The 15,248-nt window shown below is 62.9% G+C and carries 12 protein-coding genes and 2 riboswitches; of the genes, 7 read left to right on the top strand and 5 right to left on the bottom strand.

Annotated elements, in window-relative coordinates:
* Positions 1 to 194 precede the first annotated feature (194 nt).
* Complete coding sequence (gene nfuA / locus ACA067_RS18025; RefSeq protein WP_046048486.1) at positions 195 to 779, top strand: Fe-S biogenesis protein NfuA; 585 nt, start codon at positions 195 to 197, stop codon at positions 777 to 779.
* A 141-nt stretch (positions 780 to 920) separates the two neighbouring features.
* Here the strand turns inward: nfuA and cobM are convergent, their stop codons facing one another.
* The 4 genes from cobM to ACA067_RS18005 form a co-directional block, all read right to left on the bottom strand.
* Positions 921 to 1,667 (bottom strand): precorrin-4 C(11)-methyltransferase, encoded by a 747-nt coding sequence (cobM, locus tag ACA067_RS18020; RefSeq protein ID WP_497457821.1) that lies wholly within the window; start codon positions 1,665 to 1,667, stop codon positions 921 to 923.
* Between the two features lie 81 nt (positions 1,668 to 1,748).
* Positions 1,749 to 2,162 (bottom strand): cobalamin biosynthesis protein, encoded by a 414-nt coding sequence (locus ACA067_RS18015; protein ID WP_497457820.1) that lies wholly within the window; start codon positions 2,160 to 2,162, stop codon positions 1,749 to 1,751.
* On the bottom strand, positions 2,159 to 2,866 hold the full coding sequence (locus ACA067_RS18010; protein ID WP_497457819.1) for a CbtA family protein: 708 nt from the start codon (positions 2,864 to 2,866) through the stop codon (positions 2,159 to 2,161). The genes ACA067_RS18015 and ACA067_RS18010 overlap by 4 nt, the downstream gene beginning before the upstream one ends.
* A gap of 11 nt (positions 2,867 to 2,877) precedes the next feature.
* Positions 2,878 to 3,081 (bottom strand): CbtB domain-containing protein, encoded by a 204-nt coding sequence (locus tag ACA067_RS18005; protein WP_150744995.1) that lies wholly within the window; start codon positions 3,079 to 3,081, stop codon positions 2,878 to 2,880.
* 119 nt (positions 3,082 to 3,200) lie between these two features.
* Positions 3,201 to 3,428, bottom strand: a riboswitch (cobalamin riboswitch).
* Between the two features lie 181 nt (positions 3,429 to 3,609).
* Positions 3,610 to 3,823: riboswitch (cobalamin riboswitch) on the top strand.
* A gap of 97 nt (positions 3,824 to 3,920) precedes the next feature.
* Between ACA067_RS18005 and cobW the strand changes: the two genes are divergently transcribed.
* From cobW to ACA067_RS17980, 5 genes are all read left to right on the top strand, one after another.
* On the top strand, positions 3,921 to 4,982 hold the full coding sequence (gene cobW / locus ACA067_RS18000; protein WP_497457818.1) for a cobalamin biosynthesis protein CobW: 1,062 nt from the start codon (positions 3,921 to 3,923) through the stop codon (positions 4,980 to 4,982).
* A 3-nt stretch (positions 4,983 to 4,985) separates the two neighbouring features.
* Positions 4,986 to 8,894 carry a cobaltochelatase subunit CobN gene (gene cobN / locus ACA067_RS17995; protein ID WP_497457817.1) on the top strand — a complete coding sequence of 1,303 codons (3,909 nt, stop codon included), beginning with the start codon at positions 4,986 to 4,988 and terminating at the stop codon, positions 8,892 to 8,894.
* An 88-nt stretch (positions 8,895 to 8,982) separates the two neighbouring features.
* Complete coding sequence (locus ACA067_RS17990) at positions 8,983 to 9,981, top strand: magnesium chelatase ATPase subunit I (protein ID WP_497457816.1); 999 nt, start codon at positions 8,983 to 8,985, stop codon at positions 9,979 to 9,981.
* Positions 9,982 to 10,034: 53 nt separating this feature from the next.
* Positions 10,035 to 10,646, top strand: a complete 612-nt coding sequence (locus ACA067_RS17985) for a vWA domain-containing protein (RefSeq protein WP_497462798.1) — start codon at positions 10,035 to 10,037, stop codon at positions 10,644 to 10,646.
* Between the two features lie 246 nt (positions 10,647 to 10,892).
* Entirely contained in the window at positions 10,893 to 12,539 is a 1,647-nt protein-coding gene (locus ACA067_RS17980) for a phospholipase D-like domain-containing protein (protein WP_497457815.1), read from the top strand.
* A 7-nt stretch (positions 12,540 to 12,546) separates the two neighbouring features.
* On the opposite strand, the gene ACA067_RS17975 is transcribed toward ACA067_RS17980, so the two are convergent.
* On the bottom strand, positions 12,547 to 14,085 hold the full coding sequence (locus ACA067_RS17975; protein WP_497457814.1) for an MFS transporter: 1,539 nt from the start codon (positions 14,083 to 14,085) through the stop codon (positions 12,547 to 12,549).
* 164 nt (positions 14,086 to 14,249) lie between these two features.
* Between ACA067_RS17975 and ACA067_RS17970 the strand changes: the two genes are divergently transcribed.
* The gene (locus tag ACA067_RS17970) at positions 14,250 to 15,116 is read left to right on the top strand and encodes a LysR family transcriptional regulator (protein ID WP_497457813.1); all 867 of its coding nucleotides are present in this window, start codon (positions 14,250 to 14,252) and stop codon (positions 15,114 to 15,116) included.
* Positions 15,117 to 15,248 lie beyond the last annotated feature (132 nt).

Here is a 15,248-nt window from a genome sequence, read left to right as displayed (position 1 = left end):
GGACTACTCGGAAAGACCATGACGAAGGGCCGGGATGATAGCAAACCTGTGCGGTTTTGGAGCATGTCGCGGTTTTGCATGAATCTCGCTCATGTTGGCGCGCCGCCAGACCCGCACTTTCCCGACAAAAATACTAGGACTTTGTCCGGCGCGTTGATTGGCGTAAACTGCGCCCAAGCCTGCGAGGAGTTTCCATGACCGCTATTACCATTACCGACGCCGCCCACGACTATCTGGCCGATCTGCTCTCCAAGCAGAACACGCCGGGTATCGGCATCCGCGTCTTTATCACCCAGCCTGGCACCCAGTACGCCGAAACCTGCATTGCCTACTGCAAGCCGGGCGAAGAAAAACCTGAAGACACGGCGCTGGGGCTGAAAAGCTTCACCGCCTACATCGATTCGTTCAGCGAAGCTTTCCTGGACGACGCGGTAGTCGACTACGCCACCGACCGCATGGGCGGCCAGCTGACCATCAAGGCGCCAAACGCCAAAGTACCGATGGTCAACGCCGACAGCCCGATCAACGAGCGTATCAACTACTACCTGCAGACCGAGATCAACCCGGGGCTCGCGAGCCACGGCGGTCAGGTCAGCCTGATCGATGTGGTCGAGGACGGCATCGCCGTGCTGAAGTTCGGCGGCGGCTGCCAGGGCTGCGGCCAGGCAGACGTCACGCTGCGTGAGGGCATCGAGCGCACGCTGCTCGAGCGTATTCCCGAGCTCAAGGGTGTTCGTGATGTGACTGACCACACGCAGAAAGAAAACGCCTACTACTAAGGTGTTCGCTGCGACATGAAAAAACGGCACCCGTGAGTGCCGTTTTTTTATGGGTGAAATTCACTGACGCCTTCGCGAGCAGGCTCGCTCCCACATTGAAATGCGATCAACTGTGGGAGCGAGCCTGCTCGCGAAGGGGCCCTATGGCCGATACAAATGCGCATGCCCGGCGCGATACAGCGACGACTCACTGAAGTGATCGCTACCCAACACCCGGCCCACCAGAATCAACGCCGTCCTCCGAAACCCCTTCGCCTCAACCTTCCCGGCAATATCCTCAAGCGTCCCCACCACCCAATCCTGATCCGGCCAGGTCGCCCGGTGAATCACCGCGATCGGGCAATCCGCACCGTAATGCGGCAGCAATTCGACCAGGATCTTCTGCAGATGATTGACCCCCAGATGGATCGCCATGGTCGCCCCGTGTTGCGCCAGGCTGCCCAACTCTTCACCGGCCGGCATCGTCGTCTTGTCGGCGTAACGGGTCAGAATCACGCTCTGTGATACATCCGGCAAGGTCAACTCCGCACCCAGCAGTGCCGCACAGGCCGCTGTCGCGGTCACACCGGGAATGATTTCAAAGGCAATGCCGAGTTCACGCAGGTAGCGAATCTGCTCGCCGATGGCGCCATACAGGCTCGGGTCGCCGGAATGCACCCGCGCCACATCCTGGCCCTTGGCATGGGCACTCTTGATCAGTTCGATGATCTGTTCCAGGTGCAGTTCGGCGCTGTTCACCAGCTGTTCGGCCTGATGACCTTCGAGCACGGCGGCGGGCACCAGGGAGCCGGCATAGATGATCACCGGGCAGCTGCGGATCAGCCGCTGGCCTTTGACGGTGATCAGTTCCGGGTCGCCGGGACCGGCGCCAATGAAATAGACAGTCATCGTCGGTTCCTGTGAAAAAATGGGCTGGGCAAGGCTTCAGATGAAGATTGCTCATGATCGAGGAGGGGATTATCGGGGATTTTATGCAGCGCCGGCCAATGCGAGGGTCGCCTGGGCATATTTCTGTCGCGAGATCAGCAGTTTTACTGGCGCCTGGGCCAGTTGTTCGGCCAGGGCCAGGGCAGCACTTTCCGCTACGCCGTAGCAGCCGGTGCGTTCGAACGCGATGTCCGAATGGTGGCTGAGTTGCGTTTGATAGCTGGCCAATTGTGCGCTGCTGAAATACATCAGCGGCAGCGCGAGTTGTTCGGCGAGTTCGATCAGGCCAGGTTCTTCGCGCTTCAGGTCGATACTGGCCAGGGCCTTGATCTGGTGAAGTCCGATTTGATGCGCCTGTAACGCCTGGTCGAGCAGCGCCCGCAACGTGCTGGCCGGGCAGCCGCGCTGGCAGCCCAGGCCGACCACCAGGGTCGGCGCTGTGCGGGTATCAGTCATGCGTGGTACTGGCCATCGTTCTTGCGGCGGAACAACCAGGCGCTGATCAGGCCCAGGGCCAGCCAGAACGCGACGTTGGTCAGCTGCGAAGCGATTTTGAACTGCGACTCGAGCGCTTCCGGAGCGAGCATCGAATGCACTTCTGGTTGCGGCGCGCCAATCACGTGTGGAACGGCGAGAATGGCCACGCCGAGGATCTTCATCAGCCAGTGACGGCTGAACACGATCAAGGCGATGCCGGCCGCGGTGGAGGCGGCAGTGCCGATCCACCAGATCTGCCGTTGCGCCAGATCGGCCGCGGCAGTCCCCGGCAGTTCAGGCGGCAGGCCGAGGGTCGGCGCGAGCACGAAGGTCGCATAGCCGGCCAAGCCCCAGAGCAGGCCTTGAGAGGTTTTGGTCGGGGCGCGCAAGGTGTAGAGACCGGCAAGCATCAAGGCGAAACCGACCGCTACCACCAGGTTGCCGCCGGTGGTCGACAACACGCGCTGCCAGCCGTCTTCCGGCTCCCAGGTTTCGGCATCGTGGGAATGGGCGGCGACAGCACCCGCGGCGTGCTCATGCACTTCAACAGCGGCCGGCTCGGATTTTTCGTAGGTTTCCGCCTGCAGAATCAGCGGCGAAACCCAGAAGCTTTGCAGCAGGGTCAGCAACAGGGCGGCCAGCAGCCCGGTGAAACCCGCGGTTTGCGCGATACGCTTGATCATGTCGGCAGGTCTCAATGGCACGGGAAAGCGGAGCTATGACGGGTATCGTGGGCGGCATTGTGCACCGCCTCGATGTGCGAGAAACCGGCGAAATACACAAGGCTTGCGCCAAGGATCGACGCACAGGCGGCGGCGGTCAGGCGTTGAGTCAGGGTCGTGGTGCTGCTGGCGGTGCTCTTGTCTGTGTTGCTGCCGGTGCTGCTGATGATCGACATGGCGCTTCCCTCTGGTCTGTCAGCGGGTGAATAGAGCGCATGGAAGATCCCTGCGCATCAGGCGCGCAGAGGCTCAACAGCGCCCGCCCACCGCGGGTTTGTTATTCAGTGAACATGACGTTCACCTGATGTTGCGGGCCGGTCTCCGGGCTCACGAGGGGCGCAGGCTGTCGCCTGAACCTGCAAGCGTCACCTTCCCATGCCGGACTGCTGGCACAGTGGATCTGACGCTTCGCTCGCTTACCGTTGCGGGGGCAGCACCGGACTGACATGGCCTTGAGTAAAGCACATGATTCACCGGTTTCCCGTTTCACCCTGTGAAGGGCACCCGTAACAAGGCGTGTAGGAGAGCATGGGCGGGGGTTGGGCGTCAATTGGCATGGGTTCTCACTTGGATGCCGAATCGCTCCCTTCGCGAGCAAGCTCGCTCCCACATGGGAATGCGGTCACCTGTGGGAGCGAGACCGGCTTGCCGGCGAAGGGGCCGGTGCGGACGCCACAAGACATTGACCCGCCCCCATACCATGCGTAGCCTTGCGCTTTCGAGGTTCTTCGGCGTCTGCCGAAGCTAAGAAGGGAACGCGGTCGATGCCGCGGCTGCCCCCGCAACTGTGAACGGTGATGTTTCGCTGCCACGCCACTGCAAACCCTGTGCAACGGGTTCGCGGGAAGGCGCAGCAAACGCCAGTCGAACGACTGGCACACCGTCAGCCAGGAGACCTGCCTCGACACAGATTCTCACTACAACCGGGCGGGGTGATCCGGTGGCGGAACTCTTGCGCGCGCCTGTCGCAGCGATTGTCGTCCCGTATGCCCGCCACCTTGCCAAAGGGCATCCGATGAAAACACTGGCCAAACTCCCCGTCACCATCGTTACCGGCTTCCTCGGCTCGGGCAAGACCACCTTGCTGCGGCACATGCTCGACAACGCTCAGGGTCGCCGTATTGCGGTGATCGTCAACGAGTTCGGCGAGTTGGGCATCGACGGCGAAATCCTCAAACAGTGCTCCATCGGCTGCACTGAAGAAGAAGCCAACGGCCGTGTCTACGAACTGGCCAACGGCTGCCTGTGCTGCACCGTCCAGGAAGAATTCTTCCCGGTGATGCGCGAATTGGTGGCCCGTCGCGGCGACCTCGACCACATCCTCATCGAAACCTCGGGCCTGGCCCTGCCAAAACCGCTGGTGCAAGCCTTCCAGTGGCCGGAAATCCGCAGCGCCTGCACCGTTGACGCGGTCATCACCGTGGTCGACAGCCCGGCGGTCGCCGCCGGCACCTTCGCCGCATTTCCGGACCAGGTCGACGCCCAGCGCAAACTCGACCCGAACCTGGACCACGAATCGCCGCTGCACGAACTGTTCGCCGACCAACTGGCCAGCGCCGACCTGGTGATCCTCAACAAGGCCGACCTGATCAGCCCTGAAGACCTGGCCCGGGTGCGCCTGGAAGTCGCCGAAGAACTGCCGCCAGCGGTGAAAGTCATCGAAGCCAGCAGCGGCCGCCTGCCACTGGACGTACTGATCGGCCTCGGTGCCGGTTCCGAAGAGCACATCGACAGCCGTCACAGCCATCACGACCATCACCATGAAGGCGAGGACGATCACGACCACGACGCCTTCGATTCGATCTCCATCGAACTGCCGCCAGCTGACGAAAGCCTGCTGCTGGATGCCCTGACCCAACTGGTGGTCCAGCACGGCATCCTGCGCGTCAAAGGTTTCGCCGCGATCCCGGGCAAGCCGATGCGCCTGTTGATCCAGGGCGTGGGCACACGCTTCGACAAGCATTTCGACCGTCAGTGGGGCGCCGAAGAAGCCCGCACCACGCGTCTGGTGTTGATCGGCCAGGAGCTGGATGCCGCGCTGCTCGAAGCGCAATTGCGCGCCGCACTCAGCGTTTAAGCCATGCACCTGCTCAGGACCCAGCCCGGCGGTTTCGTGTCGGATGACAATATTGCCGACCTTGGACAGACCCCCGCCGAGCTGGTGATCCTGTGCAGCGGCGACTCCAGCCTGGCGCTGCTCGCCGAAGCGGCGCAGCAGTTACCGGACGATTACCCGAGCGTGCGCCTGGCCAACCCGATGCAGGTGCAGAATCACGCCTCGGTCGACCTGTATGTCGACGAAGTATTGCGTCACGCCAAGGTCATTCTGATTTCGCTGCACGGTGGCATCGCCTATTGGCGCTACGGCGTGGAGCGGCTGGTGGAGTTGTCCGGGCGCGGTGCGCAGCTGATTCTGGTGCCGGGCGATGATCGTCCGGACCCGGAGCTCAGCGACCTGAGCACCGTGGTTGCGCAAGACCGCGACCGACTCTGGCATTACCTGCGTCAGGGCGGCATGGCCAACGCACTCGACCTGTTTCGCTGCCTCGCCGATCGTTGGCTGGATCGCGACTACGCCTGGGCCGAGCCGCAGACCCTGCCGCGCACCGCGATTTACCACCCACAAAAAAGCCCCGCCGCACTGAAGGATTGGCAAGCCGACTGGCAGGCCGATCAACCGGTAGCGGCCGTGCTGTTTTACCGCTCGCATCTGCAGGCGGCGAATACCGCTTTCATCGATGTTTTCTGCCAGCGTTTGCAGGCGGCGGGGCTTAACCCGCTGCCGATTGCCGTGGCCAGTTTGAAAGAGCCCGGCTGCCTGACCGTGGTCGAGGATCTGCTGGATGAAGTCGCTGCCAGCGTGATTCTCAACACCACCGGTTTCGCCCAGTCCAGCCCCGAAGCGCCGCAGTTGCGGCCGTTTCGCCGCAACATTCCGGTGATTCAAGCCATTTGCGCGCAAGACAACGAGCCCGGTTGGCGCGCCAGCGAGCAGGGCCTCGGACCGCGGGATCTGGCGATGCACATCGCGCTGCCGGAGCTGGACGGGCGGATCATCAGCCGGCCGATCAGTTTCAAGGACCTGGCCTGGCGCAGTGAGCGCAGTCAGTCGGACGTGGTGTGTTATCGACCACAACCGGAGCGCATGGATTTCGTCGCCGAATTGGCACGGCGCTGGATTGATCTGGCCCGGGTGCCCAATGGCGAGAAACGCATTGCGCTGATCCTGGCCAACTACCCGACCCGCGATGGTCGCATCGGCAATGGTGTCGGCCTCGACACGCCTGCCGCCGCGCTGAACATCCTGCGTGCGCTGCACAACGAAGGTTATCCGTTACCGGCCGAATTGCCCGACAGCGGCACCGCGTTGATCCAGCAATTGCTCGGCGGCGTCAGCAACGACCTCGACACCCTCGACCAGCGTCCATGCCAGCAAAGCCTGGCGCTGGACGACTATCAGCTGATGTTCGACGCGCTCCCCGCCGCCAACCGCCAGGCCGTGCTGGACCGCTGGGGCGGCCCCGACAGCGATCCGATGTTCCGCGGCGGGCGGATGATGATTGCCGGGTTGCGTTTCGGCCTGACCTTCGTCGGCATTCAACCGGCCCGGGGTTATCAGGTCGATCCGAGCGCGGTATACCATGACCCGGACCTGGTGCCGCCTCACGGCTATCTCGCCTTCTATTTCTGGCTGCGCAACACCTATGGCGCCCACGGCGTGATTCATGTCGGCAAGCACGGCAACCTCGAATGGCTGCCGGGCAAGGGCGTCGGCCTGTCGGAAAATTGCTGGCCGGATGCGCTGCTCGGGCCGCTGCCGAACATCTATCCGTTTATCGTCAACGACCCGGGCGAGGGCGCCCAGGCCAAGCGCCGTACCCAGGCGGTGATCATCGATCACCTGATGCCGCCGCTGACCCGCGCCGAAACCTACGGGCCGCTGCGCAACCTCGAGTTGCTGGCCGACGAATATTACGAAGCGCAATTGCTCGATCCGCGCCGCGCCCGGGAGTTGCAACGGGACATTCTGCAACTGGTGCGCGACAGCCACATCGACCGCGAACTGCAGCTGGATGAACAACTGGACAGTGATGCCGATGCGGCGATCTGGCTGCCGCGTCTGGACACCTACCTGTGTGACTTGAAAGAGTCGCAGATCCGCGATGGCCTGCACGTGTTTGGCGAGTCGCCGATCGGGCGTTTGCGCATTGATACCTTGCTGGCCCTGCTGCGGATTCCCCGTGGCGACGGGCGAGGGGCGCAATCGAGTGTGCTGCGGGCCTTGGCGAAGGCATTCGAGCTGGGGTTCGATCCGCTGGATTGTGCGCTGGCAGAACCTTGGGCCGGGCCGCAACCCGAACAGCTAAAAGTGCTCAGCAATGAAGTCTGGCGCACGGCCGGCGATACCCGCGAACGCCTGGAACTGTTCGCCGCTCAACTGATTTCGCAGACAGTGGGTACCGAGTTCGAGCTACCCAACCCTATTCAAGCCAACCCCGGCCCCTGTGGGAGCGAGCTTGCTCGCGATAGCGGTGTGTCAGGTAAATCAATGTCGACTGACACTCCGCTATCGCGAGCAAGCTCGCTCCCACAGGAAGCAGGCTTGCTCCCACAGGAGGTAAGTTGGTCTGACGTGAGCGCCATCATCGACAACCTGCGCGAGGTCGTCGCCCCCCGTCTGGATGCCTGCGGCCCGGCGGAAATGCGCGGTCTGCTCGATGCCTTGAGCGGTCGTTTCGTCATGGCCGGCCCCAGTGGTGCACCCAGCCGCGGGCGCCTGGACGTGCTGCCGACCGGACGCAACTTCTATTCGGTGGACGTGCGCAACCTGCCGACCACCACCGCGTGGCGCATCGGTTTCCAGTCGGCGAACCTGATGCTTGAACGGCACCTGCAAGACCACGGTGATCACCTGCGCCAGCTCGGCCTGTCAGTCTGGGGCACCGCGACCATGCGCACCGGCGGTGACGACATCGCCCAGGCCATGGCGCTGATGGGCGTGCGGCCGGTCTGGGCCACTGGCAGTCAGCGGGTCGACGATTTCGAGATCCTGCCGCTGAGCGTGCTCGACCGTCCGCGGGTGGACGTGACCTTGCGCGTGTCCGGCTTCTTCCGCGATGCCTTTGCCAACCTGATCCGCCTGTTTGACGCGGCCGTGCAAGCGGTCGCCGCCCTCGACGAGCCGGACGACCTCAACCCGTTGGCGGCCAAGGTCCGCGCCGAGCGTGAAACGCTGCTGCAATCGGGGCTGGATGAAGAGACCGCGCGCCGCCAGGCCGGTTGGCGCATCTTTGGTGCCAAACCCGGTGCATACGGTGCGGGCGTGCAAGGCGCGATCGACGGTCGGCTGTGGCAAAGCCGGCAGGACCTGGCCGAGGTTTACCTGAACTGGGGCGGTTACGCCTATGGCGGTTCCGACGAAGGCACCGCCGCCCGTGAACAGTTCGCCCAGCGCTTGAGCCAAGTGCAAGCAGTGCTGCAAAACCAGGACAACCGCGAGCACGACTTGCTCGATTCCAACGACTATTACCAATTCCAGGGCGGTATGCTCGCCGCCGTGGAAAGCCTCAGCGGCGAAGCGGCGGCCAGTTACCATGGCGATCACAGCCAGCCTGACCTGCCGAAGATCCGCACCTTGAAGGAAGAGCTGAACCGGGTGATCCGTTCCCGGGCGGCCAACCCGAAGTGGATCGACGGCGTGAAGCGCCACGGCTATAAAGGCGCGTTCGAACTGGCGGCCACGGTCGACAACCTGTTTGCCTTCGACGCTACGACGCAGTTGATTGACGATCACCAGTACGCACTGCTGGCGGACGCTTATCTGCTGGACCCGGCGACCCGGGATTTTGTTCGCGAGCACAACCCCCATGCACTGCGCGACATGACCGAGCGCATGCTCGAAGCGCAGCAGCGGGGCATGTGGCAGGAACCGGGGGAGTACCGCGAGGCGCTGGAGAATTTGTTGCTTGATATAGAAGAAGACAGCTAATGCGCCGCAAAACCCTGTGGGAGCGAGCTCGCTCCCACAGGGATTAAGGTGCTGCTGATGGATCACCGACCATGACCGAGTATTAAAGATGACCGACACCCCGCATTTCCCCCTCTCCGCCGTGGTCGGCGCCGACGACTTGAAACTCGCCCTCTACCTCACCGCCATCGACCCGAAAATCGGCGGCGTGCTGATCGAAGGCCCGCGCGGCATGGCCAAATCAACCCTGGCCAGAGGCTTGGCGGACCTGCTCGCCAGCGGTCAATTCGTCACCTTGCCCCTGGGCGCTACCGAAGAACGCCTGGTCGGCACCCTCGACCTCGACGCCGCACTGAGCGAAGGTCGCGCGCAATTCTCCCCGGGCGTGCTGGCCAAGGCGGACGGCGGTGTGCTGTACGTCGATGAGGTCAACCTGCTGCCCGATCACCTGGTGGACCTGTTGCTCGACGTGGCCGCCAGCGGCATCAACCTGATCGAACGCGATGGCATTTCCCATCGGCATTCGGCGAAGTTCGTGCTGATCGGCACCATGAACCCGGAGGAGGGCGAACTGCGTCCGCAATTGCTCGACCGCTTTGGTTTGAACGTCGCCCTCAGCGGTCACACAGTGCCGGCCGAACGTGGTCAGATCATTCGCCGGCGACTGGATTTCGACAGCGATCCCCACAATTTCTGCGCCGAGTGGGAAAGCCGGCAGCAGTCGCTGCGTGAGCGGTGCCAGAGAGCGCGCAGCACACTGGCGAGCATCCCCCTCGACGATCAGGCACTGGCGCAGATTACCGAGCGCTGTTTTGCCGCGGGTGTCGATGGCCTGCGCGCCGATCTGGTCTGGTTGCGTGCGGCGCGTGCCCATGCTGCCTGGCGAGGTGCGAACGCCATTGCCGAGGAAGATATCGACGCCGTCGCCGAGTTCGCCCTGCGCCACCGCCGTCGCGAACAGGCGCCGCCTGCGCCACAACACAATCAACCGCAGGCTGGCCCGCATTCCAACCCTGGGGAAGGCCAGGGCCAATGGGGCGAAATGCCCGCCCAGGCATTGCCGGTCGGCGCCCGCCGTGAAGTGCCGAGCTGGCCAAAAAAGCCCTAGGCATTCGCCCCCGATCTGACGCGGGGGCGAATGCCAGACCCCGGGCCGGACGGCTGGACCACGGCAAGCAAGGCAAGCGCCACGCCGCGCGCAACGGCTCGATCAATTGGCCGGGTACCTTGCTCAATGGCCGCCCGCGTCAGCGCGACGATGTGCTGTTCCACCTGCGTACCCGTTCCCCCCATGAACTGTGGCTGGTAATCGTCGACGCCTCGGCCTCGACCCGCCGTCATCAGGCGTTAAGCGATGCCAAGGGCCTGCTGGCACAACTGCTCGACGACGCCTACCGCCAGCGCGCGCGCCTGGCCTTGCTGACCGCCAGCGGTCAGGTACCGGAATGGCAAGTGCAAGGGTTGAAGGCGTCCACCGGTTTGCGTACCTGGCTGGATGGCCTCGGAGCGGGCGGCGGCACGCCCTTACTGGCAGCGCTGGGTGAGGCGGGACGCTGGCTGGCCGCCCGTCAGAAGCGTTTTCCGGCGGAGCGACAGCGACTGTTGCTGGTGACCGATGGCCGATTGAAAGACTTCACGATGTTGCCGACGCTTGATTGTCCGGGACTGTTGATTGACATTGAGCGAGGGCCGATTCGTCTTGGGCGGGCGAAGGTGTTGGCGAGCGGGTTGGGTGCAGATTATCGACATATCGACGAGCTGGTTCCTGGCTGATTTCGTTGTTGCCTGAGCTGGCCTCTTCGCGAGCAGGCTCGCTCCCACAATTGATCCATGGCGTTCACAAGTCCCCTGTGGGAGCGGCCCCCTCGCGAGCATGCTCCAACAGTTGATCCGTGGCATTCACAAGTCCTCTGTGGGAGCGAGCCTGCTCGCGAAGGCATCACCTCGGTATCGGATCATCCCGGTCAACCTGTATCGCAGCCCAATGCCCGATAAGCAAACCCATCACAGGAGTGAACCGTGCGTGTACTAGCCGCCAACCATCAGGATGATTTCCGCGTCAAAGCCTATGCCGGCGCCAATGGCGTGTTGTTGGCCATGGACCTGGCCGAGCCCCGGCGCCAAGGTCTGCTGGGTTTCGCCATTGAAAAGCAGCAAGGCAGCAAGCCCTGGCTGTTTCTGTTCAACAGCCTGACCTTCCCCGGCAAGGTCCATACGTTTCCCCGGTTTCGCGCCACCCCCAGCAATATCGCGCCGTTGCAGAAATTTCGCTGGGCCGATTACGCGGTCAATCCGGGGATGACCATCCACTATCGAGTCCACCTGGCCTACGGTAGCGCCGATGCGCCGCAGCTGGGTGAGTACCTGGAAGTGACGGTCACCTCCGACAATGGACTGCCGCAAAACCAGAGTGTGATTTTCAACCGCGCAGTGGCCGCCAGTCAGGCATTCCAGCGCAAGTTCCCCGACCTCGACGCGCTGATCAGCGCCAACAAGAACCTGCCCATCGAAGCATGGCCCGATGCCCCACGGCAATGGCTGGAAAACGGTCTGCTCGGGCGCTTGCTGGAGTTTATCGAGCGTGCCATGGATAGCCAGTGGGCACTGGACATCGCCATCTACGAATACGAGTTGCGGGTGATTGTCGACGCCATCAACGCGGCCTTCGAACGCGGGGTGAAGGTGCGGGTGCTGTATCACGCAAAATCCGCTGATAAAGGCACCGCCAGGAACGAGGAAAGTCTGGAAAAAATCCCGCAAGCGAGTAAACGCGGGCGAGTCACCCACAAGCTATTCCACAACAAGTTCATGGTCCTGAGCCGGCTCGACGCCGCAGGGCAGCATCAGCCCGAAGCGGTGCTTTGCGGCAGCACCAACTTCACCGCCAATGGCGTGTACCGCCAGGCCAACGTGGTGCATGTGCTGGACGACGCGCGAGTCAGCGCCAGCTATCTGGAGACCTTCGAGCAGGTCTGGGCCAACCCGGAAAGTGTCGGCGCCACCCGAAAATGGCTGACGCAACATAACCCGATGGACTCGCTGCAACCCTTGTTCAGCGGGTTCTCTCCGCGCTCGGGTCGGGGCGATCTGCAAGCGTTTGTCGAGATCATCAACGCCGCGAAAAAGGATGTGCTGTTCGTGACCGCGTTTGCCTTGCCCGACGATATCCTCAACGCCTTGCTGGGCCAGCCCGAGGACGACATCTTGCGGTACGGCCTGCAAAACACCACCAGCCGCATCACTGGTTTCCACGCCGACCGCACTGCCGAGTTCGCCGCCACCGCATTGCTCAATACCGGGCTGGAAGGCTGGCTCAGAGAGAACATGAAAGGCCAGAAGGGTAACCTGCTGGTGCACACCAAAGCCGTGGTCACCGACTTCACCAGCGACGCGCCGACGATCATCAGCGGCAGCCACAACCTCAGCGCGGCGGCCAGCAATGGCAATGACGAGAATTACCTGATCATTCGCGGCGATACCGACCTGGCAGACCGTTATGGCCTGGAGTTGCTGCGGTTCTACGAGCATTATCGCTTTCGCTACTTCGCGAAAAAACTGGCGCTCAAGCAGGTCCAGCCGTTGGCGGCGGATGACAGCTGGACCGATGATTACTACCTCGCGGGAGATTTGCGCAGGTTGTCGCGGTTGCGCTTCTCCGGACGATAAATCGCCGTTACTCCAGGCTCAGGGAAAAAGCCTTTGGCGCCGGGATCGGATTGCGCATCAGCGTGCCTACCACCAGCGCCCCGAGCAACGCCAACAAACCTGCGACCCACAACAGCAGGCTGAAACCACCGACGAAAGCCTGTCGAGCCAGTGGTTCAACCAGCGGCCGAGCAGTTTCCGGCAACAGGCTCATTGCTGCCGTCATGTCGCCGGCCACCACCCGCGAGGCGATGCCCTGGGTCTGGTCGAGCCATTGCGCGCCCTGTGTCGCCAGGCTGGTGCGCAACAACAGTTCGGTATGGCTGGACAGCAACGCGCCGAACACGCCAATGGCCAGCACAATCGCGCTGAAGCGCATGGTGGTGCTCATGCCCGAAGCCATGCCGGTGCGCTCCCGTGGCACGCAGGCCATGATGTTCTTTTGCGTGTCGCCATTGAGCAACCCCGCACCGGCACCGGTCACGGCAATCGCCAGGGCGAAGGGCAGGTAGCCGCCGCTGCTGACGGCCCAGGCGCTAAGCAAGTTACCGCTGCCGACCAGGACCAAACCGGCCGCCATCATTGTGGCTGGGGCAAATCGGCTCGCCAGGCGTACGCCGATGCGCGGGCAAATCAGCATGGTCAGGGCGAACGGCAACATCCCCAGTCCGGAGGCAATGGCGGAGAATCCCAGGCCGTTTTGCAGGTAGAACGGCAACAGGGTCATCATTACCTGGGCGCATCCGGCGTAGGCAAACATGCCCAGCAGCGCGCCGATGAAGCGCGGGTGCCTCAACAGTTGCAGGTCGACCATCGGCCGGCGCTGCAGCCGTTCAATTACCACGAACAGCCCCAGCAACAATGCGCCGCCGATCAGTCGGGCGTAGGTCAGCGGGTTGTTCCAGCCAATCCGGTTGGCTTCGATCAGGCCCCAGATCAGGCACAGCAAACTCGCACTGAAGGCCAGGCTGCCCCAAGGGTCCAGACGTGCGGACTGGGTGTCGCGAGATTCCGGCACGGCGCGCCAGACCATCACCATCAGGAACAAGCCCACCGGCAAATTAAGGTAGAAGATCCAGCGCCAGCCCATGTATTCGGTGATCAGCCCGCCGACGGTCGGCGCGGCGGTCATCGCCACGCCCATGCACGCGCCCCAGAATGCCCAGGCCTTGGCTCGTTCCACTTCATCGTGGAAGGTATGGCCGATGGAGGCCAGGGCCGAGGTCAGCAGCAAGGCGGCACCGACACCCTTGATCGCCCGGGCGATGTCGAGGAACAACGCGTTGGGCGCCGCGCCGCAACCGATGGACGCGAGGATGAAAATGCCCAGGCCACAGAGCAGGATTTTCTGCCGGCCGAAGCGGTCGGCGATGCTGCCGGCCGGTAACAGCAGGGCGGCGAAGGCCAGCATGTACGCACTCACCACCCATTCGATGTCGGCGAAATTCGCGCCCAGGTCCCGGGCGATGGTCGGCAATGTCACGGCGACGATGTTGGTGTCGAGGACGATCAGCGAACAGACGCCAGAGGCCGTCAGCAGCGTCAGGCGAGGGCTAACCCGGCTCATGGTGTGATTGCCTTTTGGGCAAGGCAAATATCCGCGAGCGCAATAAGGGGTTTGACGTGCATGGCGAGGGCTCCTACTGTGAGTGCGAAGTGAGCTTATCGCGGGCGATTGCAGGCTTCGTTAGCCGGATAACGGAATTTCATTACCTTTGAGCTAATACAGCGATGGACATACGGCATTTCCGCTACTTCCTGGCTGTTGCCCGGCAAGGCAACTTCACCCGCGCCGCCGAACAACTCGGTATCGCCCCGCCGACCTTGACCCGACAGATCCAGGACATGGAGAACGAACTCGGCACGCGATTGTTCGTGCGTCAAACACGTGAAGTCAGCCTGACCGAGGCCGGCGCCGCGCTGGTGATCGAGGCCGAGGCGACGGTGCGGCAATTCGAATACGCCCAGCACAATGCCCAGCGTGCCGGGCGCGGGGATATTGGCCATATCGAACTGGGTTACGTGGCGTCGGCGGTGTACTCGGGCTTGCTGCAAAAACAGGTACAGGCCTTCAGCCGCGAATGTCCGGACGTCAGCCTGAACGTACGGGAAAGCCCTATGGCGTCATTGCCCGCGATGGTGGTCGAAGGCCGCTTCGACATTGGCTACGTCCGCTCGCCCATGACCTTCCCCGAAGGCATCGAGGCCATTCGCCTGGTCGCCGAAGGCTTTGTGCTGGCGCTGTCGACCGACTCCTGGTTGTGTCGATTGCCGGAAATTACCCCGGAGCATTTGCAAGGCGAGACGTTCATCCTGCCGGAACAGATCAGCGGCACCTTGCAAGTGGCTGCCGAGGGTGGCTTTGCGCCGAAACTGGGGGCGCAGCCGGGCGGGTTGGTGGCGGTGATTGCCCTGGTGTCCCTGGGGCAGGGCGTGGCGGTGGTACCCGAGTCGGTGGTCGGGCATGTCGGTTTGCCGGGGGTGTTGTACCGGCCGATCAAGGGGTGTGAGGCGAGTTCGTGGTTGTCGTTGATTCATCGGCGGTTCGAGAAATCGGCGGCGGTGGCGAGGTATATCGCGCAAGTCAGAAACAGTTAAGAGCAAGAGCAAGAGCAAGAGCAAGAGCAAGAGCTTCGCGAGCAGGCTCGCTCCCACAGGGATTTACCTTTTGCCATAATTCCATGAACACCGAAGATCCATTGTGGGAGCGAGCCTGCTCGCGAAGGCGGC

The sequence above is a fragment of the Pseudomonas sp. LBUM1674 genome (assembly GCF_059695635.1).
The sequence above is the reverse complement of the archived record's forward strand: the minus strand, read 5'-3'. Positions and strand labels throughout refer to the sequence as shown.

What these genes read in the sequence shown, in the direction of transcription:
- nfuA (WP_046048486.1), top strand. Translation starts at nt 195, where the DNA reads ATGACCGCTATTACCATTACCGACGCCGCCCACGACTATCTGGCCGAT.
- cobM (WP_497457821.1), bottom strand. Translation starts at nt 1,667, where the DNA reads ATGACTGTCTATTTCATTGGCGCCGGTCCCGGCGACCCGGAACTGATC.
- ACA067_RS18015 (WP_497457820.1), bottom strand. Translation starts at nt 2,162, where the DNA reads ATGACTGATACCCGCACAGCGCCGACCCTGGTGGTCGGCCTGGGCTGC.
- ACA067_RS18010 (WP_497457819.1), bottom strand. Translation starts at nt 2,866, where the DNA reads ATGATCAAGCGTATCGCGCAAACCGCGGGTTTCACCGGGCTGCTGGCC.
- ACA067_RS18005 (WP_150744995.1), bottom strand. Translation starts at nt 3,081, where the DNA reads ATGTCGATCATCAGCAGCACCGGCAGCAACACAGACAAGAGCACCGCC.
- cobW (WP_497457818.1), top strand. Translation starts at nt 3,921, where the DNA reads ATGAAAACACTGGCCAAACTCCCCGTCACCATCGTTACCGGCTTCCTC.
- cobN (WP_497457817.1), top strand. Translation starts at nt 4,986, where the DNA reads ATGCACCTGCTCAGGACCCAGCCCGGCGGTTTCGTGTCGGATGACAAT.
- ACA067_RS17990 (WP_497457816.1), top strand. Translation starts at nt 8,983, where the DNA reads ATGACCGACACCCCGCATTTCCCCCTCTCCGCCGTGGTCGGCGCCGAC.
- ACA067_RS17975 (WP_497457814.1), bottom strand. Translation starts at nt 14,085, where the DNA reads ATGAGCCGGGTTAGCCCTCGCCTGACGCTGCTGACGGCCTCTGGCGTC.
- ACA067_RS17970 (WP_497457813.1), top strand. Translation starts at nt 14,250, where the DNA reads ATGGACATACGGCATTTCCGCTACTTCCTGGCTGTTGCCCGGCAAGGC.